Below are 23861 nucleotides of genomic sequence, written 5' to 3'. Positions count from 1 at the left end.
CTCTTCACGCTTCGATCCACGCCACGAACCGCTCACCCTCGACAAATAGCGGGTCCGCACCGCCCGGCAGCGTCGCGGGCGTATCGCCCAGATCGATCGCGACCCCCAGCGTCGTCCCGTCACCCAGCCGCCAGCGCGCGACCACCGCCGCTTCGCCGAGCACCTGCGCCCCGACCGACACCGCTCCCGACAGATGCGGCACGATGCGCTCGCGCCGCAAGGTCAGCAGGTCGCGATAAAACGCCCGCCATTCGTCCGCCTCCGCCCCCGGCTGCGGCACCGACGCCGCGAAGGTCGTCACCGCATTCGGATCGGGAATCCGCGCCCTCGCGTCCGGATCGGCGAAGGCGTCGAACTTGGCGAATTCCTTGCGCCGCCCCTCGCGCACCGCATCGGCCAGTTCGTCATGGAAATCGGTGAAGAACAGGAACGGCGTCTCGCTGCCCTCTTCCTCACCCATGAACAGCAACGGCACCTGCGGGCACAGCAGCAGGAGCGCGGTCGCCGCGCGCAGCTTCGCCTTGTCGGTCAGCGCGATCAGCCGCTCGCCCAGCGCGCGGTTGCCGACCTGATCGTGGTTCTGGAGGAACGCCACGAAGCGCGTCGGCGACAGATGCGCGCTCGCGCTCCCGCGCGGCTTGCCGTCGTGGTTGGCCGAGCCTTCGCCCTGATAGATGAATCCCTCGGCCAGACAGCGCGCCAGCCGCTCGGCCGGACGATCCGCGAAATCGCTGTAATAGGCATTGGTCTCGCCGGTCAGCAGCACGTGCATGACGTTATGGAAGTCATCGTTCCACTGCGCATCGAACCCGCCGTCACGCAGCCGCGCGGCGTCATTCTCTTCATTCTCCAGCACCAGATGGACGTGCCGGTCGGGCAGCGCGGCGCGGATCTCCGCCGCCATCGCGTCGAGGAAGGCGGGGTTGCCGATCGCGTGCACCGCATCGAAGCGCAGCCCGTCAATCCGGTAGTCGCGCAGCCACATCAACGCATTGTCGACGAAGAACCGCGCTACGGGCTCGCGCTCGACTGCCACCGCGCCGCCCCACGGCGTATGGACCTCGGCATCGAAGAAGCCGGCGGCATAGGCGCCAAGATAATTCCCGTCCGGCCCGAAGTGATTGTAGACCACGTCGAGGAACACGCTGACGCCCAGTCCGTGCGCGGTGTCGACCAGCCGCCGCAGCTCGGCGGGCGACCCGTAATCCTCCTGCACCGCATAGGGCAGTACGCCGTCATAGCCCCAGCCGCGTGTGCCGCCGAAGGCGCCGACCGGCATCAGCTCGATCGCGGTGATGCCGGCCGCGGCGATCGCCGGCAGCCGCTCGATCACCCCCGCGAACCCGCCCAGCGTCCCGGCGTGACATTCGAGGATCACCATCTCGTGCCACGCGCGGCCCCGCCAGTCGGCATGTTGCCAGTCGTAGCGCGTCTCCGGGACCACGCTCCACCCGTGCACCCCGCCCGACTGAAGGCGTGACGCCGGATCGGGCACCGCCTGTTCCCCGATGCGGAAGCGATAGCGCGCACCCGGTCCCTCGGCACGGTCGAGCGCGTACCAGCCGTCCGCGCCACGCTCCATCGCCACCGCCTCCGCGCCGTCGATCTCGAGCGTCACGCTATCGGCATCGGGCGCCCACAGATGAAAACGCGTGCCGCCGCCCGCCAGCGGCTCCGGGCCCCAGCGTGTCACGCTGCGCTCGTCCACGTCACCAGCACCGCACCCTGCGGCGCGACCTCGTAGCTGTTATCGATCTCGATCTCGCCTTGCTCGGGCTTGGCGCTGTCGATCAGCACGATCCGCTTCACCTCGGGCGGGGGCAGGGTGAAGGTCACCGGATCGCCCGACGCATTGAGCAGCAACGACACCGCCTCGATCTCGCCCGTGCCGGTGCGTGCCGCACGCCGCATCATCAGCGCGCGCCCGTCGGGGTTCTGCCAGTCCTCCGGCGACAATTGCCCGCCGCGCTCGTCCCACCATTCGATGTCATTGACCCCGCCCTCGGCGGTTTCCTGCCCGTAGAGGAAGGTCGGGCTGCGCAGCACCACGAACCGCCGCCGCAATTCCGCGAGCCGCCCGGTGAAGTCGATCTGCGCCTGACCCTCGGGCGACGCCGCCGCCTTCCAGTCCAGCCAGCTGATCTCATTGTCCTGGCAATAAGCGTTGTTGTTGCCCTGCTGCGTCCGCCCGAACTCGTCGCCCGCCACCAGCATCGGGGTACCGAGCGAGGTCATCAGCGTCGTCAGCATCGAGCGCATCACCCGTCCGCGCGCATCGTTGATCGCCGGATCGTCGGTCGGCCCCTCGACGCCCCAATTGCACGAGGCATTGTGCGAATGGCCGTCGCGATTGTCCTCGCCATTCGCCTCGTTGTGGCGTTCCTCGTACATCACCGTGTCGGCGAGCGTGAAGCCGTCATGCGCCGCCAGCAAATTGACGCTCGCCCACGGCCGCCGCGCGCGCCGGTCGAACAGGTCGCCCGACCCCGCCAGCCGCGCCGCCAGATCGGGGCGCTTGCCCGGCTCGCCGCGCCAATATTCGCGCACCGTATCGCGGTACTTGTCGTTCCATTCCGCAAAGCCCGGCGGGAAATTGCCGAGCTGATAGCCGCCCGGCCCGACGTCCCACGGCTCGGTAATCAGCTTGAGCCGCCCGAGCACCGGATCCTGCCGCAGCACGTCGAAGAACGCCGCGCCCGGATCGAACCCCGTCTCCTCGCGCCCGAGCGTCAGCCCGAGATCGAAGCGGAACCCGTCGATGCCGAAGCTGGTCGCCCAGTAGCGCAGCGAGTCAGCGACCATCTGGATCACCCGCGCCTTGCTCATGTTGAGCGTGTTGCCGGTACCGGTGTCGTTGATCGTGTAGCGCGGATTGTCCTTGACCAGCCGGTAGTAGCTGGCGTTGTCGAGCCCGCGCCACGACAAAGTCGGGCCTTTCTCGGACCCCTCACAGGTGTGGTTGTAGACGACGTCGAGGATCACCTCGATCCCGGCCTTGTGCAGCCGGTGGACCGCGCGGCGTAGCTCGTCCTGATGCTCGGTCGCCATATAGGACTGTTCGGGGGCGAAGAAGCCGAGCGTGTTATAGCCCCAGTAATTGCGCAGCCCCTTTTCCTGCAGGAAGCGGTCCTGCGTGAAGGTGTGGATCGGCAACAGCTCGATCGCGGTCACACCGGTGCGTTGCAAATGCTTGATGACCGCCGGATGCCCCAGCGCGGCATAGGTGCCGCGTTCGCGCGCCGGGACCAGCTCCATCAGCTTGGTCAGCCCCTTGACATGCGCCTCATAGATCACCGTTTCCGACCACGGCGTATTCGGCCGCCGGTCGCGCGACCAGTCCCAGTGATCGTCGACCACCACCGCCTTGGGCATCGCCGGCGCGCTGTCGCGCTTGTCGAACGACAGGTCCTCCTTGCGGTGCCCGATGCGATAGCCGTGCAGCGCATCGGTCCATTTGATCTGCCCCTGAATGCGGCGCGCATAGGGGTCCAGCAGCAGCTTGTTGGGGTTGAAGCGATGCCCTTCCTCGGGCGCATAGCGGCCATGCGCGCGCAGGCCGTAGACCAGCCCCGGCCCGACATCGGGTAGATAGCCGTGCCACACCTCGTCGGTGCATTCGGTCAGCGGCAGCCGCTTCAGCTCGCGCTTGCCCGCGCTGTCGAAGAGGCACAGTTCGATCGCGTCGGCGTTGGCGGAGAAGACCGCGAAATTGACCCCTTCGCCATCGAACGTGGCGCCAAGCGGATAGGGCGATCCCGGCAGTAGCCGGTCCGGCAAGTCGTGCAACGATGTGCTCCCGTCAGGAGGAAATGGGGGCTAAATGATCCGAACGGCGCGACACGGCGCGCCGTGGGTCAGGTGGTGCGCTTGCGCCGCGTGGCGGGCTTCTTCGCAGCGGCCGGTTTGGCATCGACCGGCTTGCTCGCCGCGGGGGCGGGGGCCGGTGTTTCGGAAGGGGCAGCGGCGGCGCCGGCCGGTTGCTCGGGGGCCGCGAAGGGGGCCGCGTCGCCCGAGGCGTCCTGTGTCGCCGATTGCGGATCGCCGTCCTGCGGATCGGGCTCGTCGGCGATCGGGCCTTCACCCGCGAACGCGCGCTCGGCCTCGTCCCAATGCGCCTGATCGCGTCCATGCGGCTCGCCTTCCTGCTGCCACAGCCGGTAGGCATGTTCGCTGATGCGTGCGTGACGATCGTCGCCCATGAGCTTTTCCCCTTATTGTCCCTGACCGCGAAACTCCCGAACGCGCGGATCGTCGCACGCGTCGTCAAGAAAATCGCTTTCTCAGGATCAAGCCCGCGCCAGCGCCACCGCGCTCGCCACCGCCACGCCATCTTCGATCAGCCCGCTGGCGGTCTGTCCCCACCGCCGCGTCGCTGCCGCGCGCAACCGGAAGGTCAGGTGCGATGCGACCACGGCCGCCGCGGCACCGAACACTGCGCCCATGACGCGATCGTCGCGTTCAGCGCAGACCGCCCCGGCGATCGCGCCGCTCAGCAGTCGTCCTGCGATGCCGGCGGGGACCACGCGGTCGGGGGCGTTGCGCATCTTGTCCCCGGCCAGTTCGCCCGCTGCGAGCAGCAGCGACCCGGCGGAGACGACCGGCCGGCGTGCGCCGCCGCGCGTTGCGGCCAGCGCCGCCAGCGGCGTCATCGCGCGCGCACCTGCCACCGCGCCCATCAGGATCGACCGTAACATTATTGAAAAGCTCCAGAAGGTTCGGCTCTTCAACTTCACATCCATCGCGAAGTTGCATGATGCTGCGACGCAACCTTGATCTACATTATTTATGTAATCTTTAGTGACGCTTGCTACTGACGAATTGTGTTCGGCAACGCGCCTTACGCGTGCGGAGAGGAAGCGATGATTACCTGGTTTCGTGACGTAGCGCCTGTCCGAACGAAGTTCGCGACGTTGGCCTTCATCTACATCGGCCTGTCGCTCCTCTCGCTCGCGGCGACCGGCGCCGTGGCGTTCGGCGTGCTGGGAGCGATGCCGGCATTGTCGATCGCCGGTGCCGCTTTGGCATTGGTGACGATCGTCGCGATCGTCTCGCGCACGCTCGTCTGCGACCCGTACGTCAACACCGTCGTGCGGATGGAGGGGCTGGCGCGCGGCGATTACGACAGCCCGATCCGCTACACCGATTCGCGCGACTGCGTCGGACGCATGACCAAGGCGATGGAGGTGTTCCGTAACAACGGCAAGGTGATCGCGGTCTCCGCGGCGGCGCAGCGCGAGGTGGTCGATGCGCTCGGCGCCGGGCTCAGCCGACTTGCCGACAACGACCTGACGTATCGCATCGAACAGACGTTCACTGCCGATTACGAGGCGCTGCGCCGCGACTTCAACCGCGCGATGGCGGCGGTGTCCGATGCGATCGGCGCAGTCACCAATGCCGCCAACGGCATCAACAGCGGCGCGGCGGACATCCGCCAGGCGTCGGACGACCTGTCGCAGCGCACCGAGCAACAGGCCGCCTCGCTCGAAGAGACGGCGGCGGCGATGGACGAGATCACCACCACGGTGCGGGAGACTGCCGCTGGCGCGCGCCGCGCCAACGATGCGGTGGTCGACGCGCGTACCGAGGCGGAAAGCTCGGGCGACGTCGTGCGCCGCGCGGTCGAAGCGATGGGCGGGATCGAGCGTTCCTCCTCCGAAATCAGCGAGATCATCAGCGTCATCGACGGTATCGCTTTCCAGACCAACCTGCTGGCGCTCAACGCCGGCGTCGAGGCGGCGCGCGCAGGTGACGCGGGCAAGGGCTTCGCGGTCGTGGCGAGTGAAGTCCGCGCACTCGCGCAGCGCTCGGCGGATGCCGCCAAGGACGTGAAGACCAAGATCCTCGCCTCGTCCGAGCAGGTCGAGGCCGGCGTGACGCTGGTCAGCGAGACCGGCAAGGCGCTCCAGCGCATCATCACGCGCATCGGCGAGATCAGCACGCTCGTCTCGACGATCGCAGTATCGGCCGAACATCAGGCGACCGGCTTGCAGCAGGTCAACACCGCGGTGTCGGAGATGGACGGCGTCACGCAACAGAATGCCGCGATGGTCGAGGAAGCCACGGCCGCCGCACGCAGCCTTGCCGAAGAGGCCGATCGTCTGACCACCGAAGTCGGGCGCTTCCGCACCGCGACCGCGCAACGCCCGTTGCTCGCCGCCAGCGCGCCGGCCGCCTCGCCGGTCCACGATCTTCAGGCGCGCGCCGCACAGGCCGGCCGCGACCTGGCGCGCACCGCGCGCCGCCCGGTCACCGGCACGCGCGGCACCGCGCTGGCGGTGGCGGACGAGGAATGGTCGGAGTTCTAGGTCGCAGGGCGGCCCGTCGCATCCTGCGACGGGACTCGCCCAAGACCGGCCGGCGGGGCACCGCCCCGACCGACGACGCGGCTTCGCCGCGGCGGACACGGGTTGCCGTCTTTCCCGCGAAGGCGGGAATCCGGACGCACAGGTCCGTCGATAGGAACGCAACCGACAGCGTCTCTGGATTCCGCCTGCGCGGGAATAAGGAAATGAAGAGAGGCAAGGAGCTGCTGAAAAGCTCCGCGTGGTGGGTCCGCCGGGGCTCGAACCCGGGACCTCTCGATTAAAAGTCGCTTGCTCTACCGACTGAGCTACGGACCCTCACGCGGATCGAAGCCGGTTAGGGGCGGCGCGCGTCCGGGTCAACCGGGCATGAAGCTGGCGCAAGGTCAGCGCGCTGCCCGGCACGCGCCACGCCGGCGCGATCGTCGCTGCCGGCCCCAGCACGAATGCGCGCGCGCGGAACGCCGGATGCGGAATCGTCAGCCTCGGGCTCCGCCACGCGCCCCCCGACCACAGGATGATGTCGAGGTCGATCACCCGCGCGCCCCAGCGCCGGCCGCGCCGCCGCCCGAACGCGCGCTCGATCGTCTTCAGCCGCGCCAGCAATTCTGGCGGCGTCGCATCGCTCTCGATCAGCACCGCGCTGTTGGCGAAGGTGCGCGTCGACGGCCCGAGAGGCGCGCTCGCCACGATCGGCGCCGCGCGCCCGCCGAGCAATCGCAACGCCGCCGCCACCTCGTCGCGTGGGCGACCGTGCCGGCCGCAGCGATTGGAGCCCAGTGCGACGAGAAAGATTGATGCCACCATCGACAACCGCCTATCGCACCATGATGGACTTCGCACCTTCTCCGCTGCCCGCAACCGAGCCGCCGCTCGATTGCCCGCGCTGCCCCCGCCTCGTCGATCTTCGCCACGAACTGCGCGCGCAGCATCCCGAATGGTGGAATGCGCCGGTGCCGGCGTTCGGCGACCCGCAGCCGTGGCTGGCGATCGTCGGCCTCGCGCCGGGCATGAAGGGCGCGAATCGTACCGGACGTGCGTTCATCGGCGATGGTGCCGGCGCAATGCTATACGCCACACTCGCCAAGTTCGGATTGGCTTCCGGCACCTTCACCGGCAGTCGCGAGGACGATATCACGCTAGACGGCGCGATCATCCTCAACGCGGTGAAATGCCTGCCGCCCGGTAACGCGCCGACCCCCGAGGAAGTCCGCACCTGCCGCGCCTTCCTGTCGGATCAGGCCGCGGCACTGCCGACCGCGCGCGTCTACATCGCGCTGGGGCAGCTCGCGCATCAGTCGGTGGTCAAGGTGCTCGGCGGCAAGCTGCCCAAGGCGCGCTTCGAACACGGCGCGGTGCACCGCGTGCCCGACGGCCGCGTGCTGATCGATAGCTATCATTGCTCGCGCTACAATCAGAACACCGGGCGGCTGACCGCGGACATGTTCGAGAGCGTGTTCGCCAGGGCGCTGGAATTACGGCCGTCCTGATCGTCATTGCGAGCGGAGCGAAGCAATCCAGTGTTCTGCGCGACACCCTGGATTGCTTCGCTGCGCTCGCAATGACGGACGGGCCTCAGATATCCTGCACCAGCCGCCCGTAAAGTTCGGGCCGCCGGTCGCGGAAGAAGCCGAACGCGGCACGATGGCGGCGCACGCGGTCGAGGTCTAGCGTCGCGACGATCACGCCCTCTTCCTCGCGGTCCAGCTCGGCCAGGATGTCGCCGCGCTCGTCGGTGATGAAGCTGGTGCCGTAGAAGGTCTGGCCGTGTTCCACCCCGACGCGGTTGGCGGCGATCACCGGCACCACGTTCGACACCGCGTGGCCGACCATCGCGCGCCGCCACAGCCGCGCGGTGTCCAGCGACGTATCATGCGGCTCGCTGCCGATCGCCGTCGGATAGAAGAGCACTTCGGCGCCCATCAGCATCATCGCGCGGGCAGTTTCCGGATACCATTGATCCCAGCACACGCCGACGCCCAATTTGGTCTGGTGCCCTTGCGCGCGCGGACCGTCCCACACCTTGAACCCGGTGTTGCCGGGGCGGAAATAGAACTTCTCCTCATAACCCGGCCCGTCCGGGATATGGCTCTTGCGATAGACGCCCTGCACCTCGCCATCGGGGCCGATCATCGCCAGCGAATTGTAATGATGCGGGCCGTCCAGCTCGAAGAAGCTGGTCGGAATATACACTTTCAGCGCTTCGGCCAGCGCCTGCATCGCCAGCACCGCCTTGTGCTCGGCGACCGGGGCGGCGTTGGCGAACAGTGCCTCGTCCTCGACGCGACAGAAATATTCGCCCTCGAACAATTCGGGCGGCAGGATCACCTGCGCGCCGCGCCCATGAGCCTCGCGCACGGCGTCGGACACTTTCGCGATATTCGCGTCGATGTCGGCGGAAAAGGCGAGCTGCAGCGCGGCGACGGTGATCTCGGTCATGGCGGCGCATTTAGGCGACCCGCGCGCCGGTTTCCACCTGTTGATGGCAAGCCCTTGAGATTGTGCCGATCAGGGACGTGGCCCGTTTCGATCACCATTGCGGGTATAATCCAGATAAGGGAAGGCTGCGCGCAACAAGTAAGGGGAAATCATCAACATGACTCGTTTCGCGCAACTCGCGATCGCTACCGGCGCGCTTTTCGCCGCCATGCCGGCGCAGGCCGCAGACTTCGTCATCAGCACCGCGACCGGCACGTCGAACGGCAAGACGATCACGAGCAACGACGGCAGCTCTTACGGCACCGTTAACTATGCCGTGAAGTCGTCGGACGGCAAGTCGACGCTGAACGTGCGCGCGACCGCGTGGACGTTGCTGACGAACGGCACCTATCAGGCCTCGACCATTGCATCGTGGGGCAGCAACGGTCTGGGCATCTACCAGCCGGGCGAAAACATCACCAACACGCACCAGATCGACAATGCGAACGGCTGGGAGTTCCTGGTTCTGCAGTTCGATCAGGAAGTGGCGTTGCAGTCGGCGGTGCTGACGCCGTTCGCGCTGGGCACAAACAATTACACCGACAATGATGCGTTCATCGCGCGCGGCATCGGCAACTACGCCACGGCCATGACCGCGACGACGCTGAAGTCGCTGGCCGACGGGCTGAAGATCGACACCACCAAGCAGTCGGGCGACGCCTGGTTCAACAGCGACAGCACGAAGTACACCGGTAACAAGCAGACCTACAATCTGTCGCCGAGCAAGGGTGGCAACGTCTGGGTGATCGGCGGTTCGTACTTCGGGCCGGACAACAAGAACGACGCGTTCAAGCTGAACTCGATCGCGGTGACCAGCGCGGTGCCCGAGCCGACCACCTGGATGACGATGATCCTGGGCTTCGGCATGATCGGTGCAGCGGCCCGCCGCCGTCGCAGCAGCAACAAGGCCGCGATCGCCTGATCCTGCTTCCACCTTTGCGTGCGGGAAGGCCGTCGGAGCGATCCGGCGGCCTTTTCCTTTGCCTCCGGCCGGTAGCGACGTCGTCCCGGACTTGATCCGGGACCCCGCTTCTTCTTTCAGTGATGGGGCCGACAGCAGAGCCCCGGACAAGGTCCGCAGAGACACCGGGTCCCACCGAACCGCTGTCCTACACCGTCCAACATCTGCCAGCATGGGCGCGACGCTCGCGCATCACCATCACGCCGACGCGCGCATAGAGGCCGTTCTGCGCAAACTTCGACAACTTCGGTCTGGAGGTTCAGCCGATCAGCAATCCCGCCAGCGCCGCGCTCATCAGATTGGCAAGGCTTCCAGCCGCCAGCGCGCGGAGCCCCAGCCGCGCGATCGTCGGTCGCTGGTTGGGGGCGAGGCTGCCGGTCACCGCCATCTGAATCGCGATCGAACTGAAATTGGCGAAGCCGCACAGCGCGAAGGTCACCACCGCGATCGTCCGCGGCGACAGCGCCGCCGCCTGCTTGCCGAGGTCGATATAGGCAACGAACTCGTTGAGCACGATCTTCTCACCGAACAGTCCGCCCGCGATCCCGGCCTCGTTCCACGGCACCCCCAGCAGGTACATGACCGGCTGGAATACATAACCGAGCAGCCCCTGGAAGCTCAGCCCCGGCATCCCGACCAGACCCCCGGCCGCGCCGAGCAAGCCGTTGGCAAGCGCCACCAGCGCGACGAACGCCAGCACCATCGCCCCGACCGCCACCGCCAGCTTGACGCCGGTCTGCGCGCCCTGCGCGGCGGCCATGATCAGATTGGCCGGCTTTTCCTCGTCATGCGTCGCATCGGGCAATGGCTCGCCCGGCGTGCCCTCGGGCAGCAGCGCCGCCGGGCCACGCCCGCTGATCCGCGCCTCGGCCAGTTCGATCTGCCGCTGCTCGTCGGGCAGGTCACCAAGCGGCAATTCGCCCTCGGGCGGCACGACACGGTCGGGCATGATGATCTTGGCCATCAGGATCCCGCCCGGCGCGGCCATGAAGCTTGCGGCGAGCAGATAGTCGATGCTGATCCCCATCGAGGCATAGGCCGCGAGGATCGTCCCCGCGACGCCCGCCATCCCGCTCGTCATTACCGTAAACACCTGCGCCGGAGTCAGTCCGGCGAGGTAGGGGCGGATCACCAGCGGCGATTCGCTCTGCCCGACGAAGATATTGGCGGCCGCGCACAGGCTTTCGACCTTGCTGGTCCCGATCACCTTCTCGATCGCGCCGCCGATCCAGCGGACGACGAACTGCATGACGCCCAGATAGTAGAGGATCGAGACGAGACTCGCGAAGAAGATGATGACCGGCAGCGCCGCGATCGCGAAGCTCTGCCCCCCGACCGCCGGGCTGGCGAGGTTGCCGAACAGGAATTCGGTGCCCTTCTGCGAATATCCGAGCAGCGCCGCGACCCCCGCCGAGGCACCGGCCAGCGCGGCGCGCCCCGGCGTCCAGTAAAGCACGATCACCGCGATCGTCGCTTGCAGCGCGAAAGCGCTGGCGACAATCCGCAGCCGGATCGCACGCCGGTCGGCCGACAGCAACGTTGCGAGCAGCAGGATGACGGCGATCCCCGCCAGGCCGATGAGAGTCCGTTGCATTTTTCTTCTTCGCTGCCGAAGTTCCGCGCCATGACATGCCCGCCGGCGGATCGCCAGCCAAGATCGGGTCGGAGTGCACCGTCATTGCGAGCGCAGCAAAGCAATCCAGGGTGTCGCACGGAACCCTGGATTGCTTCGCTGCGCTCGCAACGACGAGGTTTGACGCCGCGCCAGCACCTTGCCCGCCCCGCCGTCGCCCCGTACACCGCCGCGATGGAAGCCCCCGACCATCGTCCGATCGCGCGCCGTGCGATCTCGCCCTCGCTGTTCGCCTTTTCGATCTTCTACGGCGGGATGGTCTGCATCGCCGGGGTGCTCGGCAACAAGCAGGTGTCGCTCGGCCCGATCTCGCAACTTGGGCCGCTGGTCGGGTTGCCGCCGCTCGCGGTCGAGGCGGGGATCTTCGCGTTCCTGCTGCTGGTCGTCACCTCCAGCGCGGTCGCCGAACTGCACGGGCAGAAGGTGGCGGGGCGGCTGGTGCTGATGGGGTTCGTGCCCTTGCTGGTGTCGATGGTTCTGACGCTGGTGGTGCTCGTCCTGCCCGCCGCACCCGAGATGGACCGCGGTCACCTTGCGGCGTTCAACCAGATGATGGGCGCGACGCCGTGGATCTGGGCGGGTGGGATCGTCGCGTACGGCGTGTCGCAGACGCTCAACGTCACGATCTTCTCGTGGCTGAAGGGGCGGGAGGGCAGCAAGTTCCTGTGGTTCCGAGCCGCAACCGCCAGCGCGCTCAGCCAGATCGTCGATTCGATCCTGTTCATCTCGATCGCCTTCGGGCTGTCGGCGGTCGGCTGGTTGATGGCGGGGCAGATGCTCGCCAAGGTCGTGCTGTCGATCGCGCTCGTCCCACCGCTGATCTACGCGCTGGTCGCGATTGGTCGCCGTCTGGACGCCTGACCGTCTCCGCCGCTATGGCGCCGCACATGACCGATCCGAACCTGTCGCCCGCCTTGAAGGCCGAAACGCTGGTCGAGGCGCTGCCGTATCTGCAACGCTATGCCGGCGCGACCTTCGTCGTGAAATATGGCGGCCATGCAATGGGCGATCCGGAGGCGCAGGCCGATTTCGCCGAGGACGTGGTGTTGCTCAAGGCGGTCGGGATCAACCCGGTCGTCGTCCACGGCGGCGGGCCGCAGATCGGGCGGATGCTCAAGCGGCTGGGCGTGGAATCGCGCTTCGTCGATGGCTTGCGCGTCACCGATGCCGAAACCGCGCAGATCGCCGAGATGGTCCTCGCGGGATCGATCAACAAGGAAATCGTCAGCTGGATCGGCCGCGCCGGGGGCCGCGGGGTCGGCATTTCGGGCAAGGACGCCGGGCTGGTGCAGGCCGAAAAGGTCGGCCGCAGCGACCCCGATCCGCTGCAGGGAATCGAGCGCAAGGTCGATCTCGGCTTCGTCGGCGAGCCGGTCGCGGTCGATCGCCGGATCATCGATTCGCTCAGCCGCGACGGGATCATCCCGGTGATCGCGCCGATCGGCATTGGCGCTGACGGCCATACCTATAACATCAACGCCGATACGATGGCGGGCGCGATCGCGGCAGCGCTGGGCGCATCGCGCTTCTTCCTGCTGACGGACGTGGCGGGGGTGCTCGACAAGCAGGGTAACCTTGTCACCGACCTGAACCCGGCCGCTGTCGCCGAGCTGCGAGCCGACGGCACGATCTCGGGCGGGATGATCCCCAAGCTGGAGACGTGCGTCGCTGCGGTCGAATCCGGCGTGGACGCTGCCGTCGTGCTCGACGGGCGGGTGCCGCACGCGATGCTGCTCGAAATCTTTACGAAGCGCGGTGCAGGCACGCTGATCCGCAAATAAGCGGCAGCCTTTCGATCCGCCCGCCGGTGCTCTACATTACCGGCACACCTATTGGGAGACGCCCGGCGTGCTGACGACCACCATCATCCAGATCCTGCAGGTGATCCTGAACCTCGTCTGGTGGATCATCATCGTGCAATTCGTGCTGTCGCTGCTGATCTCGTTCAACGTCGTCAACACCTCGAACAACTTCGTCCGCTCGCTGTACGAAGGGCTCGATCGACTGACCGAGCCGATGTACCGGCCGATCCGCCGGATGCTGCCGAACACGGGCGGGATCGATTTCGCGCCGGCGGTGGTGCTGGTGCTGATGGCGATCCTCAACATCATCCTCAACAATATCGCGATCAGCGCGATGACCGGCGGTGCGGCGATCTGAGCGCCTGGCGCGAGACGGCGGACGGGATCGCGATCGCGGTGCGCGTTACCCCGCGCGGCGGGCGTGACGCGCTGCTCGCCGGCACCGACGAACATTTCGCGGCACGCCTCTCCGCCGCGCCCGTCGATGGCGCGGCGAATGCGGCGCTGCTCGCGCTGGTCGCCAAACATTTCGGCGTGCCCAAGCGCGACGTGGCGCTGGTGGCCGGCCAGACCGCCCGCCTGAAGCGGTTGACGATTACGGGCGATCCACAGGTGCTGGCGCGCGCCGCCGCTTCGCTCTATGCGGTCGCGCCATGACTGCGCGCCTCATCGACGGAAAAGCCTTTGCCGCCACCCTGCGCGGCCGTGTCGCCACTGCGGCCGCCGCCTTCACCGAACAGGCGGGGCGCAAGCCCGGCCTCGCCGTGGTGCTGGTCGGCGAAGACCCGGCCTCGTCGGTCTATGTCCGCTCCAAAGGCAAGGCAACGCTTGCGGCCGGAATGGAAAGTTTCGAGCACCGCCTGTCCGCCGATGTGAGCGAGGCGGAACTGATCGCGCTGGTCGATCGCCTCAACGCCGACGAGACGGTCGACGGCATCCTCGTCCAATTGCCGCTGCCGAAACACATCGACGAGCGGGCGGTCATCACCCGCATCGACCCCGACAAGGACGTCGACGGCTTCCACCCGGTCAATGCCGGGCGACTCGCGACCGGGCTCGACGGGCTGGTGCCGTGCACGCCTCTGGGCTGCCTTATGTTGCTTCAGGACATCCACCCGCATCTGGCCGGGCTGGAGGCGGTGGTGATCGGCCGCTCGAACATCGTCGGCAAGCCGATGGCCGCGCTGCTCCTCCAGCAGAGCTGCACCGTCACCACCGTCCATAGCCGCACGCGCGACGTGATGGGACATGTCCGGCAGGCCGATATCGTCGTTGCCGCGGTCGGCATCCCCGCGTTCGTCCAGCCGGAATGGATCAAGCCCGGCGCAACCGTGATCGACGTCGGCATCAACCGCACCGATGACGGGCTGGTCGGCGACGTCGATCCGCGCGTCGCCGAGGTCGCGGGCGCGATCACCCCGGTGCCGGGCGGGGTCGGCCCTATGACGATCGCCGTGCTGATGCGCAACACGCTCGTCGCCGCCGGGCGCCGCGCCGGTATCGCGGTCGATCCGGCGCTCTGATGATCGAGCTGTTCGTCTCCTCGTTCATCACGCTCTTCGTCATCATCGATCCGCCCGGCTGCGCCCCGATCTTCGCCGGGCTCACAGCCGGCGCCACCGCGACGCACCGCCGCGCAATGGCGATCCGCGCGGTGATGGTCGCGGCGGGTATCCTGCTGGTCTTCGCGCTGGCGGGCGAGCCTTTGCTCCACGCGCTCGGCATCGAGCTGGCGTCGTTCCGCATTGCGGGCGGGGTGATGCTGTTCCTGATCGCGCTGGAGATGGTGTTCGAGAAACGCACCCAGCGCCGCGAGGACCGCGCCGCCAAGATCACCGAGGAAGAGGCTGACGACGTCTCGATCTTCCCGATGGCGATGCCGATGATCGCCGGGCCGGGATCGATCGCCTCGGTGATGCTGCTCACCGCGCGCAGCCACGGGATCGAACAGACCGCGGTGGTGATGGCGGCGCTGGCCGCGAACCTGTTGTTGATGCTGATGGCGCTGCTCGCCGCCGGGCCGCTGATGCGGGTGCTGGGGGTGAAGATCGAGGCGGTCATCACCCGCCTGCTTGGTGTGCTGCTCGCCGCACTGGCGGTGCAGTTCGTAATCGACGGGGTGATGGAGCAGTTGCGGTAACCCGCTGATGGCGACTGCCTATTCCACGCGGAACGCGCGGAACGGTGATCCCTTCTTGATCGGCAGCGGCACCAGCCATTCGAAATGCTCGCCCTTCGCGAGCCGGTCGTAGAAGCCGCCGCGCGCCTTGGCGCGGTAGTTGGTCGACTCGGCCATGTCCGGGCATACCAGCAGCATCGTCGCGCCGTGGCGCTTCATGATCGCGCGCGCCACCTCCGGCGTGCCCATGAAGGCGTGGTGCACGTCGAGGATCGCGTCGCCGTTGCGGTGATAGGGTCCGGCGATCGCATTGTGATGCGTCAACGTGATGAGCCGCGGGCCGAGGTCGACGAAGGTGAAGACGGTCTGCGCCGGATAGCGGTTAAGCGGTTGCATCGCCGGGATTGTCAGGCAGCGCCCGGTCGCCTTGTTGACGCGGCGGACATAGGCGTTGGGGCGATCGACCTTGAACTGGTCGATGATGATCTGCGTGAAGCTGCCCGAAACGATCACGAACAGCGCCGCCGCGGCCGCCGCCTTCGCCCACCAGAAGCGGGGGGCCATCAGCCACGGCACCGCCATCCACGCCAGCGCCGAAGCGCCAGGGATTGCAAGGAGTTGCGCCGCGGGTCCGGCGCGCGCCTGCCACAACAGCATCAGCGCGGCGAAGGCGCCGAACAGCGCCACACACGCCCAGCCGCGCAAGGTCGGCTGCCGCCGCGCCCGCCAAGTCGCGAATAATGCGCCGATTAATCCGATGAGCGGGAGGGTGACGATCGGCAGGGCGACGCGCAGGGGGTGGCGATAGATCGGTTTGGCTTCGCGGACCTGTGACAGCCAGCTCGTGTAAAGTTCGTTCGAAACCTGTTCGGGGCGACCCAGACATTGCGGGAAGGCGAGCGCGAAGAACGCCGCCACCACCGCACCCGCCGCGACAGCAAGCAGCAAGCGTATCAACGGTTTGCGCGGTGAAATGAACGCGAGCGCCAGCAGCAGTCCGCCGGCCAGCACCACGGTCGAGGCATAGACAGGGGTCAGCGCGTCGCAGCGATAGACGCGATTGGCATAAGAGGTGAAAGCGGCGAATCCCGCCGCCACGCCGCCCGCGAGCGAGAGCGCGTAAAGCGCCAGCCGTTCACGTTCCGCGCGCTCCCAGACCCAGGCGAGCGCGATAATACCCCCCGACATCGCGGCATAGGGAAGCATTTCGAGCCCGATCGTGAGCGAAATCGCGGTCGCGGTGCCAACCAGTGCACCGCCGCGCCGAAGATGCGGATCGCACAGCCCGGCGACCGTCACCGCGAGCATCGCGAGCTGCCAGCCGTGGTGGTCGATCCGGTCGGGCATGAACATGCCGAGCGCGACGTTGGTGGCGAGGAATAGCGCGATGCCCAGCGGCCACGCCAGCGGATGCACCAGCCGACGCAGCGTCGCGCCCATCGCCACCAGCACCACCGCCATCGGGAGGAGCGGCGCGATGCCGCACGCCAGTCGCTCGGCCTCCGCCACGCCGACGAACGGGCGGAGCAGCACGATCAACCCGGCGATCGGCAGATCGACCAGCCGCGACCAGTGGATGTCGAATCCGCCCGGCGGATTGAGCCGGTAGTTGCGCAGATCGAACCAGCCCTGACCGTCCAGCAGCGCGCGGACCTGCATCAGCCGCATGTTGTCGTCGGTGTCGCCCAGCGACAGCCAGTGGATCGCCGCCCAGCGTTGCCAGACGTACCAGATCGCGATGCCGGCCCATGCCAGCAACGTCAGGCGAAGCCAGTGGCGGTCGAGCGTCCGCGCGGCCCGGTCGAGCGGGGCGGGCGGCAACAGATGATCGGTCAACACATTCCCTTCACGCCGCACCGTAAAGGGCGGCCCGTCGATCCGGCGATGCTTAGGCCGCGGGCGAGGAAACGGCAACGGGCGTCCCGCGCTCGCACACACGCGACCATTGCCAGCACCGACGTGCCGGCCTAGTCGGGCGGCGAAAGGGGCAAGCCAGTGGCGACGTTGCAGACACACGGCAAGATCGAGCAGTTGCGTGCGTTGTTCTGGCAGCTGGTGCGCTTCGGGCTGACCGGGGGCGCGGCCACCGCGATCTATGCCGCGGTCTACTGGCCGATCGCCACCTATGCGCAGGTGCGCTGGCCGCTGGAGCATCGCAGCGTCTGGCCGTTGATCGCCAACGTGCTCGGCTATCTGGTGTCGATGGTGGCCGGCTATGTCATCCATAGCCGCTGGAGCTTCCGCGACGTCGGCGCGCGTGACAATGTCTCGCGCACGGGCGGTCGCTTTCTGGTGGTCACGCTGGTCAGCTTTGCGCTGAACACCTTCTTCGTGTGGTTCCTGACCGGGCCGATGCACGGCGCGACCTGGTGGCCGCTCGTCACCAATGTGTTCGTCACGCCGATGGTGACGTTCGTACTTTATCGTTTCTGGGTGTTCGCTTGAACAAGAGTAATCGCTGATGGACCGCCGCGTCTATGATCGCATGGCCGAGCATGATTCCACCCATTGGTGGTATCGCGCGCGCCGCGACATCCTCGCCGACTATCTGACCCGTGAAGGCAAATTGCCGGCATCGGCGCGCATCCTGGAGATCGGCTGCGGCACCGGGCACAACCTGCCGATGCTCGGGGCGTTCGGGGACGTCGATGCGATCGAGATCGACCCGGCGGCGCGCGCGATCGCCAGCCAGCGGCTGGGCAAGCCGGTTAGCGATGCCCCGCTCCCCGCGCTGCCGGGCGTGCCGCGCGGTCATTACGATCTGATCGCGGTGTTGGATGTCGTCGAGCATATCGAGGACGATGTCGCGGCGCTGGCGGCGATGCGCGAGTGTCTGGCGCCCGGCGGCAAGATCCTGATCGCCGTGCCCGCGCATCAATGGATGTGGAGCGCGCACGACGTGGTGAACCACCATCACCGCCGCTATTCGAAGAAGACGTTGCTGGGCGCGATCCACAAGGCGGGGCTGAAGGAGCGCGGGTTGACCTATTTCAATTCGCTGCTGTTTCCGCTGGCGGCCGCGGCGCGGGTCGCGGGCCGGCTGACCGGCCGCGACGACAGCGACGACTCGCCGCCCGCGGCGCCGCTCAACGCCTTGTTCGAGCGGATTTTCGGGCTGGAACGGTATCTGGTCGGGCGGGTGCCGATGCCGACCGGCGTGTCGATCCTGACGCTGGCGGAGCCGCGGTAGGGCTGGTTTCTCACTGGTTTGCGTCATTTCGGCTGTCACTCCGGCGAAGGTCGGGGTGACAATTGGGAAGGCGCCGGTGACGAAGCGCGATGCGCGGCATCAGCGTCCCCCAACTGGGCCCCGGCCTTCGCCGGGGTGACGCGTCAACTTTGAGCGATCGCGCTCCCATCGTCGCCCCCCCGAAGCCAGGGGCCTATGGCTGTCGAGTTTGTGTGGTCGGCTGACACATGGGCGGTGGGTTCTGTGTCGAGGGCGTTTCCGGACGATACAGACATGGGTCCCTGCCTTCGCAGGGACGACGGTTTTCTCTACGGAACGACTGTTCGAAGGCGGGGCGACGCGTCGGGCACTTCAACGCGTGATGACGTCCACCTAAGCCGTCATTGCTTCGCTGCGCTCGCAATGACGAACGATATAGTCGAACGCACGGTATCATGATCCAGCCGTCGCCCCTGCGAAGGCAGGGGCCTATGGCTGTCGAGTTTGTGTCGTTCGCTGACACATGGGCGGCGGGTTTTGTGTCGAGGGCGCTGCCGGACGATGCAGACATGGGTCCCTGCCTTCGCAGGTACGACGGCCTTTTCTACGGGGCGACGTTTTTCTCTACGGGACGACGTTTCGAGAGGCCGGGTTACTCGCCGATCACATGCAGCGCGAGGGTGCGGCGATGGGGGGCGGCGCGGTGTTCGAAAAGGTAGAGACCCTGCCATGTGCCCAGCACCATCCGGCCGTCGACCACGGGGATGCCGAGCGAGACGTTGGTCAGCGCGGTCTTCAGATGCGCCGGCATGTCGTCCGGCCCTTCGTCGTCATGTTCGTAGTCGCGCGATTCGGGCGCGAGCCGCTGGAAATAGCGTTCCAGATCGCGGCGCACCGCTGGAGCGGCGTTTTCGTTGATGATGAGTGACGCGGAGGTGTGGCGGCAGAAGACGGTCAGCAGGCCGTCGGTGATAGCCTGCGCGTCCAGCCATGCCGTGACCGCGTCGGTCACCTCGACCAGCCCCGCTCCGCGCGTCGCGATCGTCAATCTGCCGTGCGCCTGTCGCATCAGAAAAGGCGCCCGCCGTTCGGCACAGGAATGGTTGGATGCACCAGAACGACCTTTCCTTCCGCGTCGGGGAAGCCGAGCGTCAGGACCTGCGACATGAACTTGCCGATCTGGCGGGGCGGGAAGTTGACCACCGCCGCCACCTGTCGCCCGACCAGCCCGTCGCAATCGTAATGTTCGGTGATCTGCGCCGACGAACGCTTCGTGCCGATCGTCGGGCCGAAGTCGATCGTCAGCTTGAACGCCGGCTTGCGCGCCTCGGGCAACGGCTCCGCGGCGACGATCGTCCCGACCCGCACGTCGACCGCCAGAAAGTCGTCGAACCCGATCGCGGGTGCGGGCGGGGCGGCGGGGTCGTGCGTGGCGTGCATCAGAAGTCCGGGTTCTCGTAATAGCTGGGCGGTTCGATCCCGCTGATCCGTTCGGCGAGCAGCGGGCGGAAGCTGCGGCGGCTCTTGAACGCCGAATACCATGATTTGGTCAGCGCATGGCCCGCCCAGTCGATGCCGCCGAGATAGTCGGCGACCGAAATCTGCGCCGCGGCGGCGAGATCGGCGAGGCTGATCGTCGAGCCGGCGATCCATTTGCGGTGATCGAGCAGGAAGTCGATGTAATCGAGGTGCCCGACCGCCGACTTCATTGCCTCGCGCAGTCGCGACGCGTCGGGGGCCATGCGGTGCGCGATGCGCTTGATCATGCGTTCGTCGAGCAGCGGCTGGGTGACGTCTCGGTAGAAATGCGTGTCGAACCACGCCACCAGCCGCCGGATCTCGGCGCGGTTGGCGGCGGTGCCGTTGATCATCGCGACGCGCTCGACCGTCTCCTCGAAATATTCGCAGATCGCCATCGAATCGACCAGCACGACGCCGCGTTCGTTGTCGGTCATCACCGGGGTCTGCCCGGCGGGGTTCATGTCGATGAACGCGTCGCGCCGCTCCCACGGGTTCTCGCGCATGAGTTGATAGCCGACGTCCTTCTCATTGAGGAGGGTACGGACCTTGCGCGTGAACGGACACAGCGGGAACTGATAGAGCTGCCACATATATTGGCGCTGTTAGGCTGAAGTAGGGGGCGGGGGGAAGCGCCTTCGTCGCGGGTTCGGGACGATCAGCCCGTGGCGCGCGGGCGACGGCGCGGCACCGCGTCCGACTGTCGCCGAATCAGCGCGTAATCGACCACGACATGCGGATGATCCTCGCTGCTGCCGCCGCGCCGCTGGCGGATTTCGCGCATCAGCAGGTCAACCGCGGTGCGCGCCATGTCGCTGACCGGCTGGCGGATCGTGGTCAGCTCCGGCCAGACCGTGGTGGCCAGCGCCGAATCGTCGAAGCCGCAGACGGTGAGGTCGCCCGGCACGTCGAGGTCGCGGCGGTGCGCGATCGCGACGGTTGCGGCGGCCATGTCGTCGTTGCTGGCGAAGATCGCCGTCGGCGCGTCGGGCAAATCGAGCAAGCGTTCCGCCGCATCGAGCCCGGAGCGATAGCCGAAATTGCCCTCGGCGATCAGCGCGTCGTCGGCGTCGAGCGCCATGTCGGCCAGTGCGTCGCGATAGCCGGCGAGCCGCTCGCCGGTCGCGCTCTGGTTCGCCGCGCCGGTGATGAAACCGATCCGGCGGTGGCCGAGCGTGCCGAGATGGCGCGTCATCTCGTAGGCGGCCTTGCGATCGTCGATGCTGACCGACAGCGCCCATTCCGGCGCGCGCCCGGTCGAGACCGCGACGACCGGCACGTCGCGCTCGCGCAGCATCGCGAGCACCGTTTCGGCATCGCCGAGCGGGGGCGGGAGCAGCAGTCCGTCGACGCGGCCGTTCAGCAGATGCTCGATCGCGGCCAGCTCCGCCCCCTCGGCGCATTGCTCGACGATGATCTGCCCGTTCTGGCGCGCGGCCTGATCCAGACAGCCGACCAGAAACTCGCTGAAATAGAACAGGCTGGTCGTGGTGTGCAGGACGCCGAGGCGGAAATCCTCGCCCCCGGCCAGCATCCGTGCCGCCGCCGACGGCGCATAGCGCAGCGCGGCGATCGCCTTTTCGACGCGTTCGCGGGTCGCGTCGCGAACGCTGCCTTCGCGATTGATGACGCGGCTGACCGTCATCGGCGACACGCCCGCGTGCGCCGCGACGTCGCTGATCGTCGGGGCGTTGCGTTGGCGGCGCGATCCGCGCGGTTCGTTCATGCCGGGCAATCCATATGCTACGGTTCTTGGCGGGCCCGAGCGGCGTCGGCAAGCACGAGATTAGTCGTGATGACCCGGAACGTAGGGAAAGGACTGTGCCTTGTACCACGCCAGATCGTGCGCGGGCGGCGCGACCCCGGCGGGCAGCGACCGGCCGTTGACCGACATCCAGTAGGCGAGGCTGGCGTCGCGCCACCAGCGCGCCTCGCGCTCCTGCACCGCCAGATAGGTGGCGGTCTTCTGCCAGCGTTCGGCATCGACCTGCGTGCGCACGCCGTCCCATTGCTGTCGCATCGCCGCGACATAGGCGACGCCGCGATCGTAATGCGCGACGAGGTCTTCCCACAGCGTCCGGCCCGACGCCATCTTCCGGTCCCATGCGACATGGTGGAACCACAACAGGTCGCGCTCGGGCGTGGTCTTCGAGTCGGCGAAGCGCTTCGCGACCGGCGACGCATATTGCGCGACCGCGTTGCTGCCAGTCTTCGTCCGGTCGAAGCCGATGCCGGTGCGGTCGGCCTTGTGGTAATAGACCGGGTTCCATTCGGGGCGCGCGAGGTCGGCGACCCACGGCCCCGGCCCGTAATGGTGGCCGGTCGCCATCAGATGCGCGAGCCCGAGCGCGCCGGTGTAATCGACCACCGCCTCGCGCGAGCCCATCATCATCGCCACCGCGGTGTCGATCACCTGCGGGTTCGGGCCGAAGGTCTGCTGCGCCCATTCGCGCGCGATCGGCTGCGCGGTCAGCGTCGGGTCCCACGCCATCCGGCCGAACGCGTACCAATTGGCCTGATTGAAGGTCGAGCCCGACCAGTCGCGATCGCGCCCGATATTGGCGACGCCCGCGATGCCGGTCAGCCGGTGCCGCTCGCTGCTGCCGTCGACGACGCTGGCGACCGTTTCGTTGCCGCGTCCGGTCTTCGCCGACAGCACTTCCTCGAACAGCGGGCCGAGATAGGCGAGGTGGGTCGCGAAGCCGAGGTATTCCTTGGTGATCTGGAACTCGACCATCAGCGGCGTCTTCGGCATCGCGCTGAACAGCGGATGGAAGGGTTCGCGCGGCTGGAAGTCGATCGCGCCGTTCTTTACCTGCACCAGCACATTGTCGGCAAAGGTGCCGTCGAGCGGCTTGAACTCGGTATACGCCTGCTTCGCGCGGTCCTCGGGATCGGTTTCGGCATAGACGAACGCGCGCCACATCACGATTCCGCCGTGCGGCTTCACGGCAGCGGCGAGCATGTTCGCGCCATCGGCATGGCTGGCGCCATAGTCGCGCGGGCCGGGCTGGCCCTCACTGTTCGCCTTCACCAGAAAGCCACCGAAGTCGGGGATCGCGCGGTAGATCTCGTCGGCTTTCGCTTTCCACCACGCGGCCACCTGCGGGTCGCGCGGGTCGGCGGTCTTGAGGCCGCCCAGCTCGATCGGGGCGGAGAAGCGCGCGGAGAGATAGACCTTGATCCCCCACGGGCGGAACACGTCGGCCAGCGCCGCCGCCTTGGCGATGTAGCGCGGGGTGAGGCTGTCGGCCTTGGCATTGACGTTGTTGAGGACGGTGCCGTTGATGCCGATCGAGGCATTGGCGCGCGCATAATCGGTGTAACGCGGGTCCTGGAGATCGGGGAGCGTCCACCAGTCCCACAGCGACACGCCGGCATAGCCGCGCTCCACCGTGCCATCGAGATTGTCCCAATGGTTGAGGACGCGCAGCTTCACCTTGGGGGCGCTGGTGAGCGTAGCGTTCGCCGCCGTACCGCCGGTGCCGAGATGCCGGAGCAGCGCGAAGGCGCCGTACAGCGCGCCGCGGTCGCTGTTGCCGGCGACCAGCAGCGTCGGTTTGCCGCCCAGCGTGACGGGGCGGACCAGATAGCCTTCGTCGCCGAGCGGCGCGAAGGGCAGTCGCAGCGCCGCGGTGCCGGGGTCTGCGGAGGTGGCGACGGTGACGCTCAGGCCCGCCGGCAGCCCGCGCGACAATTCGTCGGCGGCGAGGCGCAGCGTTGCGGTGTCGCCGCGGATTGCGACCGTAGTTGCGGTCGACGCCGTCGCCGGCGCGCGGAGCCACAGGCGATAGCCGTCATCGGCGTGCGCGGCGCTTGCTAGCATCAGGGCGAGCGCACCCAGCCATCCCGAACGTGCCTTCATCTCCGCTCCCGCTA

24 protein-coding genes and 1 tRNA gene are annotated in these 23861 nt (G+C 67.4%); 11 read left to right on the top strand and 14 right to left on the bottom strand.

Annotated features, from left to right (window positions below; translation table 11 throughout):
- Positions 1–4 precede the first annotated feature (4 nt).
- The 4 genes from treZ to SPHPH_RS0110635 all read right to left on the bottom strand — a co-directional run bounded on the left by treZ (position 5) and on the right by SPHPH_RS0110635 (position 4694).
- Positions 5–1693, bottom strand: a complete 1689-nt coding sequence (gene treZ / locus SPHPH_RS0110650; RefSeq protein ID WP_028966680.1) for a malto-oligosyltrehalose trehalohydrolase — start codon at positions 1691–1693, stop codon at positions 5–7.
- The gene (gene glgX, locus SPHPH_RS0110645; RefSeq protein WP_037488443.1) at positions 1690–3786 is read right to left on the bottom strand and encodes a glycogen debranching protein GlgX; all 2097 of its coding nucleotides are present in this window, start codon (positions 3784–3786) and stop codon (positions 1690–1692) included. Before glgX ends, treZ begins: the two co-directional genes overlap by 4 nt.
- A gap of 68 nt (positions 3787–3854) precedes the next feature.
- On the bottom strand, positions 3855–4199 hold the full coding sequence (locus SPHPH_RS21420; RefSeq protein ID WP_037488442.1) for a DUF2934 domain-containing protein: 345 nt from the start codon (positions 4197–4199) through the stop codon (positions 3855–3857).
- An 87-nt stretch (positions 4200–4286) separates the two neighbouring features.
- Complete coding sequence (locus tag SPHPH_RS0110635; RefSeq protein ID WP_028966678.1) at positions 4287–4694, bottom strand: hypothetical protein; 408 nt, start codon at positions 4692–4694, stop codon at positions 4287–4289.
- Positions 4695–4859: 165 nt separating this feature from the next.
- Between SPHPH_RS0110635 and SPHPH_RS0110630 the strand changes: the two genes are divergently transcribed.
- Positions 4860–6305 carry a methyl-accepting chemotaxis protein gene (locus SPHPH_RS0110630; protein ID WP_028966677.1) on the top strand — a complete coding sequence of 482 codons (1446 nt, stop codon included), beginning with the start codon at positions 4860–4862 and terminating at the stop codon, positions 6303–6305.
- Between the two features lie 239 nt (positions 6306–6544).
- On the opposite strand, the gene SPHPH_RS0110625 is transcribed toward SPHPH_RS0110630, so the two are convergent.
- A tRNA-Lys gene (locus SPHPH_RS0110625) sits at positions 6545–6620 on the bottom strand.
- Positions 6621–7109 carry a 2-amino-4-hydroxy-6-hydroxymethyldihydropteridine diphosphokinase gene (gene folK / locus SPHPH_RS0110620; protein WP_037488441.1) on the bottom strand — a complete coding sequence of 163 codons (489 nt, stop codon included), beginning with the start codon at positions 7107–7109 and terminating at the stop codon, positions 6621–6623.
- 23 nt (positions 7110–7132) lie between these two features.
- Between folK and SPHPH_RS0110615 the strand changes: the two genes are divergently transcribed.
- On the top strand, positions 7133–7792 hold the full coding sequence (locus tag SPHPH_RS0110615) for a uracil-DNA glycosylase (RefSeq protein WP_028966675.1): 660 nt from the start codon (positions 7133–7135) through the stop codon (positions 7790–7792).
- A gap of 85 nt (positions 7793–7877) precedes the next feature.
- Here the strand turns inward: SPHPH_RS0110615 and aguB are convergent, their stop codons facing one another.
- Positions 7878–8741, bottom strand: coding sequence for an N-carbamoylputrescine amidase (gene aguB / locus SPHPH_RS0110610; RefSeq protein WP_028966674.1), 864 nt, complete (start codon positions 8739–8741; stop codon positions 7878–7880).
- A 157-nt stretch (positions 8742–8898) separates the two neighbouring features.
- Here aguB and SPHPH_RS21565 point away from each other — a divergent pair, with 157 nt between their 5' ends.
- Entirely contained in the window at positions 8899–9702 is an 804-nt protein-coding gene (locus SPHPH_RS21565; RefSeq protein WP_028966673.1) for a PEPxxWA-CTERM sorting domain-containing protein, read from the top strand.
- 298 nt (positions 9703–10000) lie between these two features.
- Here the strand turns inward: SPHPH_RS21565 and SPHPH_RS0110600 are convergent, their stop codons facing one another.
- Positions 10001–11335: a NupC/NupG family nucleoside CNT transporter gene (locus SPHPH_RS0110600; RefSeq protein ID WP_028966672.1), complete on the bottom strand. Its 1335-nt coding sequence runs from the start codon at positions 11333–11335 to the stop codon at positions 10001–10003.
- A 213-nt stretch (positions 11336–11548) separates the two neighbouring features.
- On the opposite strand from SPHPH_RS0110600, the gene SPHPH_RS0110595 reads away from it, so the two are divergent.
- The 6 genes from SPHPH_RS0110595 to SPHPH_RS0110570 all read left to right on the top strand — a co-directional run bounded on the left by SPHPH_RS0110595 (position 11549) and on the right by SPHPH_RS0110570 (position 15316).
- A complete protein-coding gene (locus tag SPHPH_RS0110595; protein WP_037489467.1) occupies positions 11549–12235 on the top strand; it encodes a queuosine precursor transporter in 687 nt (228 codons plus the stop codon).
- Positions 12236–12249: 14 nt separating this feature from the next.
- Positions 12250–13155: an acetylglutamate kinase gene (gene argB / locus SPHPH_RS0110590; protein ID WP_028966670.1), complete on the top strand. Its 906-nt coding sequence runs from the start codon at positions 12250–12252 to the stop codon at positions 13153–13155.
- Between the two features lie 67 nt (positions 13156–13222).
- Entirely contained in the window at positions 13223–13534 is a 312-nt protein-coding gene (locus SPHPH_RS0110585) for a YggT family protein (protein ID WP_028966669.1), read from the top strand.
- Positions 13531–13833 carry a DUF167 family protein gene (locus tag SPHPH_RS0110580; protein ID WP_028967999.1) on the top strand — a complete coding sequence of 101 codons (303 nt, stop codon included), beginning with the start codon at positions 13531–13533 and terminating at the stop codon, positions 13831–13833. The genes SPHPH_RS0110585 and SPHPH_RS0110580 overlap by 4 nt, the downstream gene beginning before the upstream one ends.
- Positions 13830–14699, top strand: a complete 870-nt coding sequence (gene folD, locus SPHPH_RS0110575) for a bifunctional methylenetetrahydrofolate dehydrogenase/methenyltetrahydrofolate cyclohydrolase FolD (RefSeq protein ID WP_028966668.1) — start codon at positions 13830–13832, stop codon at positions 14697–14699. The genes SPHPH_RS0110580 and folD overlap by 4 nt, the downstream gene beginning before the upstream one ends.
- Positions 14699–15316, top strand: coding sequence for a MarC family protein (locus SPHPH_RS0110570; RefSeq protein WP_028966667.1), 618 nt, complete (start codon positions 14699–14701; stop codon positions 15314–15316). The genes folD and SPHPH_RS0110570 overlap by 1 nt, the downstream gene beginning before the upstream one ends.
- An 18-nt stretch (positions 15317–15334) precedes the next feature.
- Here SPHPH_RS0110570 and SPHPH_RS0110565 read toward each other — a convergent pair whose 3' ends face one another.
- On the bottom strand, positions 15335–17131 hold the full coding sequence (locus SPHPH_RS0110565) for an AcrB/AcrD/AcrF family protein (RefSeq protein WP_238303035.1): 1797 nt from the start codon (positions 17129–17131) through the stop codon (positions 15335–15337).
- Between the two features lie 159 nt (positions 17132–17290).
- On the opposite strand from SPHPH_RS0110565, the gene SPHPH_RS0110560 reads away from it, so the two are divergent.
- Positions 17291–17740 carry a GtrA family protein gene (locus SPHPH_RS0110560; protein ID WP_051272963.1) on the top strand — a complete coding sequence of 150 codons (450 nt, stop codon included), beginning with the start codon at positions 17291–17293 and terminating at the stop codon, positions 17738–17740.
- A 16-nt stretch (positions 17741–17756) separates the two neighbouring features.
- On the top strand, positions 17757–18485 hold the full coding sequence (locus SPHPH_RS0110555) for a class I SAM-dependent methyltransferase (protein WP_028966664.1): 729 nt from the start codon (positions 17757–17759) through the stop codon (positions 18483–18485).
- A gap of 631 nt (positions 18486–19116) precedes the next feature.
- Here the strand turns inward: SPHPH_RS0110555 and SPHPH_RS0110550 are convergent.
- The 5 genes from SPHPH_RS0110550 to SPHPH_RS0110530 all read right to left on the bottom strand — a co-directional run bounded on the left by SPHPH_RS0110550 (position 19117) and on the right by SPHPH_RS0110530 (position 23847).
- Complete coding sequence (locus SPHPH_RS0110550; RefSeq protein WP_028966663.1) at positions 19117–19533, bottom strand: secondary thiamine-phosphate synthase enzyme YjbQ; 417 nt, start codon at positions 19531–19533, stop codon at positions 19117–19119.
- On the bottom strand, positions 19533–19904 hold the full coding sequence (locus SPHPH_RS0110545; protein WP_028966662.1) for a tRNA-binding protein: 372 nt from the start codon (positions 19902–19904) through the stop codon (positions 19533–19535). Before SPHPH_RS0110545 ends, SPHPH_RS0110550 begins: the two co-directional genes overlap by 1 nt.
- On the bottom strand, positions 19904–20575 hold the full coding sequence (locus SPHPH_RS0110540; RefSeq protein WP_028966661.1) for a glutathione S-transferase family protein: 672 nt from the start codon (positions 20573–20575) through the stop codon (positions 19904–19906). The genes SPHPH_RS0110545 and SPHPH_RS0110540 overlap by 1 nt, the downstream gene beginning before the upstream one ends.
- Positions 20576–20640: 65 nt before the next feature.
- Positions 20641–21708 carry a LacI family DNA-binding transcriptional regulator gene (locus SPHPH_RS0110535; RefSeq protein ID WP_028966660.1) on the bottom strand — a complete coding sequence of 356 codons (1068 nt, stop codon included), beginning with the start codon at positions 21706–21708 and terminating at the stop codon, positions 20641–20643.
- Positions 21709–21768: 60 nt separating this feature from the next.
- Positions 21769–23847, bottom strand: a complete 2079-nt coding sequence (locus tag SPHPH_RS0110530; RefSeq protein WP_028966659.1) for an alpha-glucuronidase family glycosyl hydrolase — start codon at positions 23845–23847, stop codon at positions 21769–21771.
- Positions 23848–23861: the final 14 nt, after the last annotated feature.

The organism is Sphingomonas phyllosphaerae FA2 (genome assembly GCF_000427645.1).
In the GTDB taxonomy this organism is placed as follows: domain Bacteria; phylum Pseudomonadota; class Alphaproteobacteria; order Sphingomonadales; family Sphingomonadaceae; genus Sphingomonas; species Sphingomonas phyllosphaerae.
Note: the sequence above shows the minus strand (reverse complement) of the source record. Positions and strands in the feature narration are given on the sequence as shown.

Excerpts from the sequence above, each read along its gene's own strand:
- SPHPH_RS0110555 (WP_028966664.1), top strand. The coding sequence starts at position 17,757 with ATGGACCGCCGCGTCTATGATCGCATGGCCGAGCATGATTCCACCCAT.
- SPHPH_RS0110535 (WP_028966660.1), bottom strand. The coding sequence starts at position 21,708 with ATGAACGAACCGCGCGGATCGCGCCGCCAACGCAACGCCCCGACGATC.
- SPHPH_RS0110570 (WP_028966667.1), top strand. The coding sequence starts at position 14,699 with ATGATCGAGCTGTTCGTCTCCTCGTTCATCACGCTCTTCGTCATCATC.
- SPHPH_RS0110630 (WP_028966677.1), top strand. The coding sequence starts at position 4,860 with ATGATTACCTGGTTTCGTGACGTAGCGCCTGTCCGAACGAAGTTCGCG.
- folK (WP_037488441.1), bottom strand. The coding sequence starts at position 7,109 with ATGGTGGCATCAATCTTTCTCGTCGCACTGGGCTCCAATCGCTGCGGC.
- SPHPH_RS0110530 (WP_028966659.1), bottom strand. The coding sequence starts at position 23,847 with ATGAAGGCACGTTCGGGATGGCTGGGTGCGCTCGCCCTGATGCTAGCA.
- SPHPH_RS0110550 (WP_028966663.1), bottom strand. The coding sequence starts at position 19,533 with ATGCGACAGGCGCACGGCAGATTGACGATCGCGACGCGCGGAGCGGGG.
- SPHPH_RS21420 (WP_037488442.1), bottom strand. The coding sequence starts at position 4,199 with ATGGGCGACGATCGTCACGCACGCATCAGCGAACATGCCTACCGGCTG.
- SPHPH_RS0110600 (WP_028966672.1), bottom strand. The coding sequence starts at position 11,335 with ATGCAACGGACTCTCATCGGCCTGGCGGGGATCGCCGTCATCCTGCTG.
- argB (WP_028966670.1), top strand. The coding sequence starts at position 12,250 with ATGGCGCCGCACATGACCGATCCGAACCTGTCGCCCGCCTTGAAGGCC.
- SPHPH_RS0110545 (WP_028966662.1), bottom strand. The coding sequence starts at position 19,904 with ATGCACGCCACGCACGACCCCGCCGCCCCGCCCGCACCCGCGATCGGG.
- SPHPH_RS0110595 (WP_037489467.1), top strand. The coding sequence starts at position 11,549 with ATGGAAGCCCCCGACCATCGTCCGATCGCGCGCCGTGCGATCTCGCCC.
- aguB (WP_028966674.1), bottom strand. The coding sequence starts at position 8,741 with ATGACCGAGATCACCGTCGCCGCGCTGCAGCTCGCCTTTTCCGCCGAC.
- SPHPH_RS0110540 (WP_028966661.1), bottom strand. The coding sequence starts at position 20,575 with ATGTGGCAGCTCTATCAGTTCCCGCTGTGTCCGTTCACGCGCAAGGTC.
- SPHPH_RS0110635 (WP_028966678.1), bottom strand. The coding sequence starts at position 4,694 with ATGTTACGGTCGATCCTGATGGGCGCGGTGGCAGGTGCGCGCGCGATG.
- folD (WP_028966668.1), top strand. The coding sequence starts at position 13,830 with ATGACTGCGCGCCTCATCGACGGAAAAGCCTTTGCCGCCACCCTGCGC.
- SPHPH_RS21565 (WP_028966673.1), top strand. The coding sequence starts at position 8,899 with ATGACTCGTTTCGCGCAACTCGCGATCGCTACCGGCGCGCTTTTCGCC.
- SPHPH_RS0110615 (WP_028966675.1), top strand. The coding sequence starts at position 7,133 with ATGGACTTCGCACCTTCTCCGCTGCCCGCAACCGAGCCGCCGCTCGAT.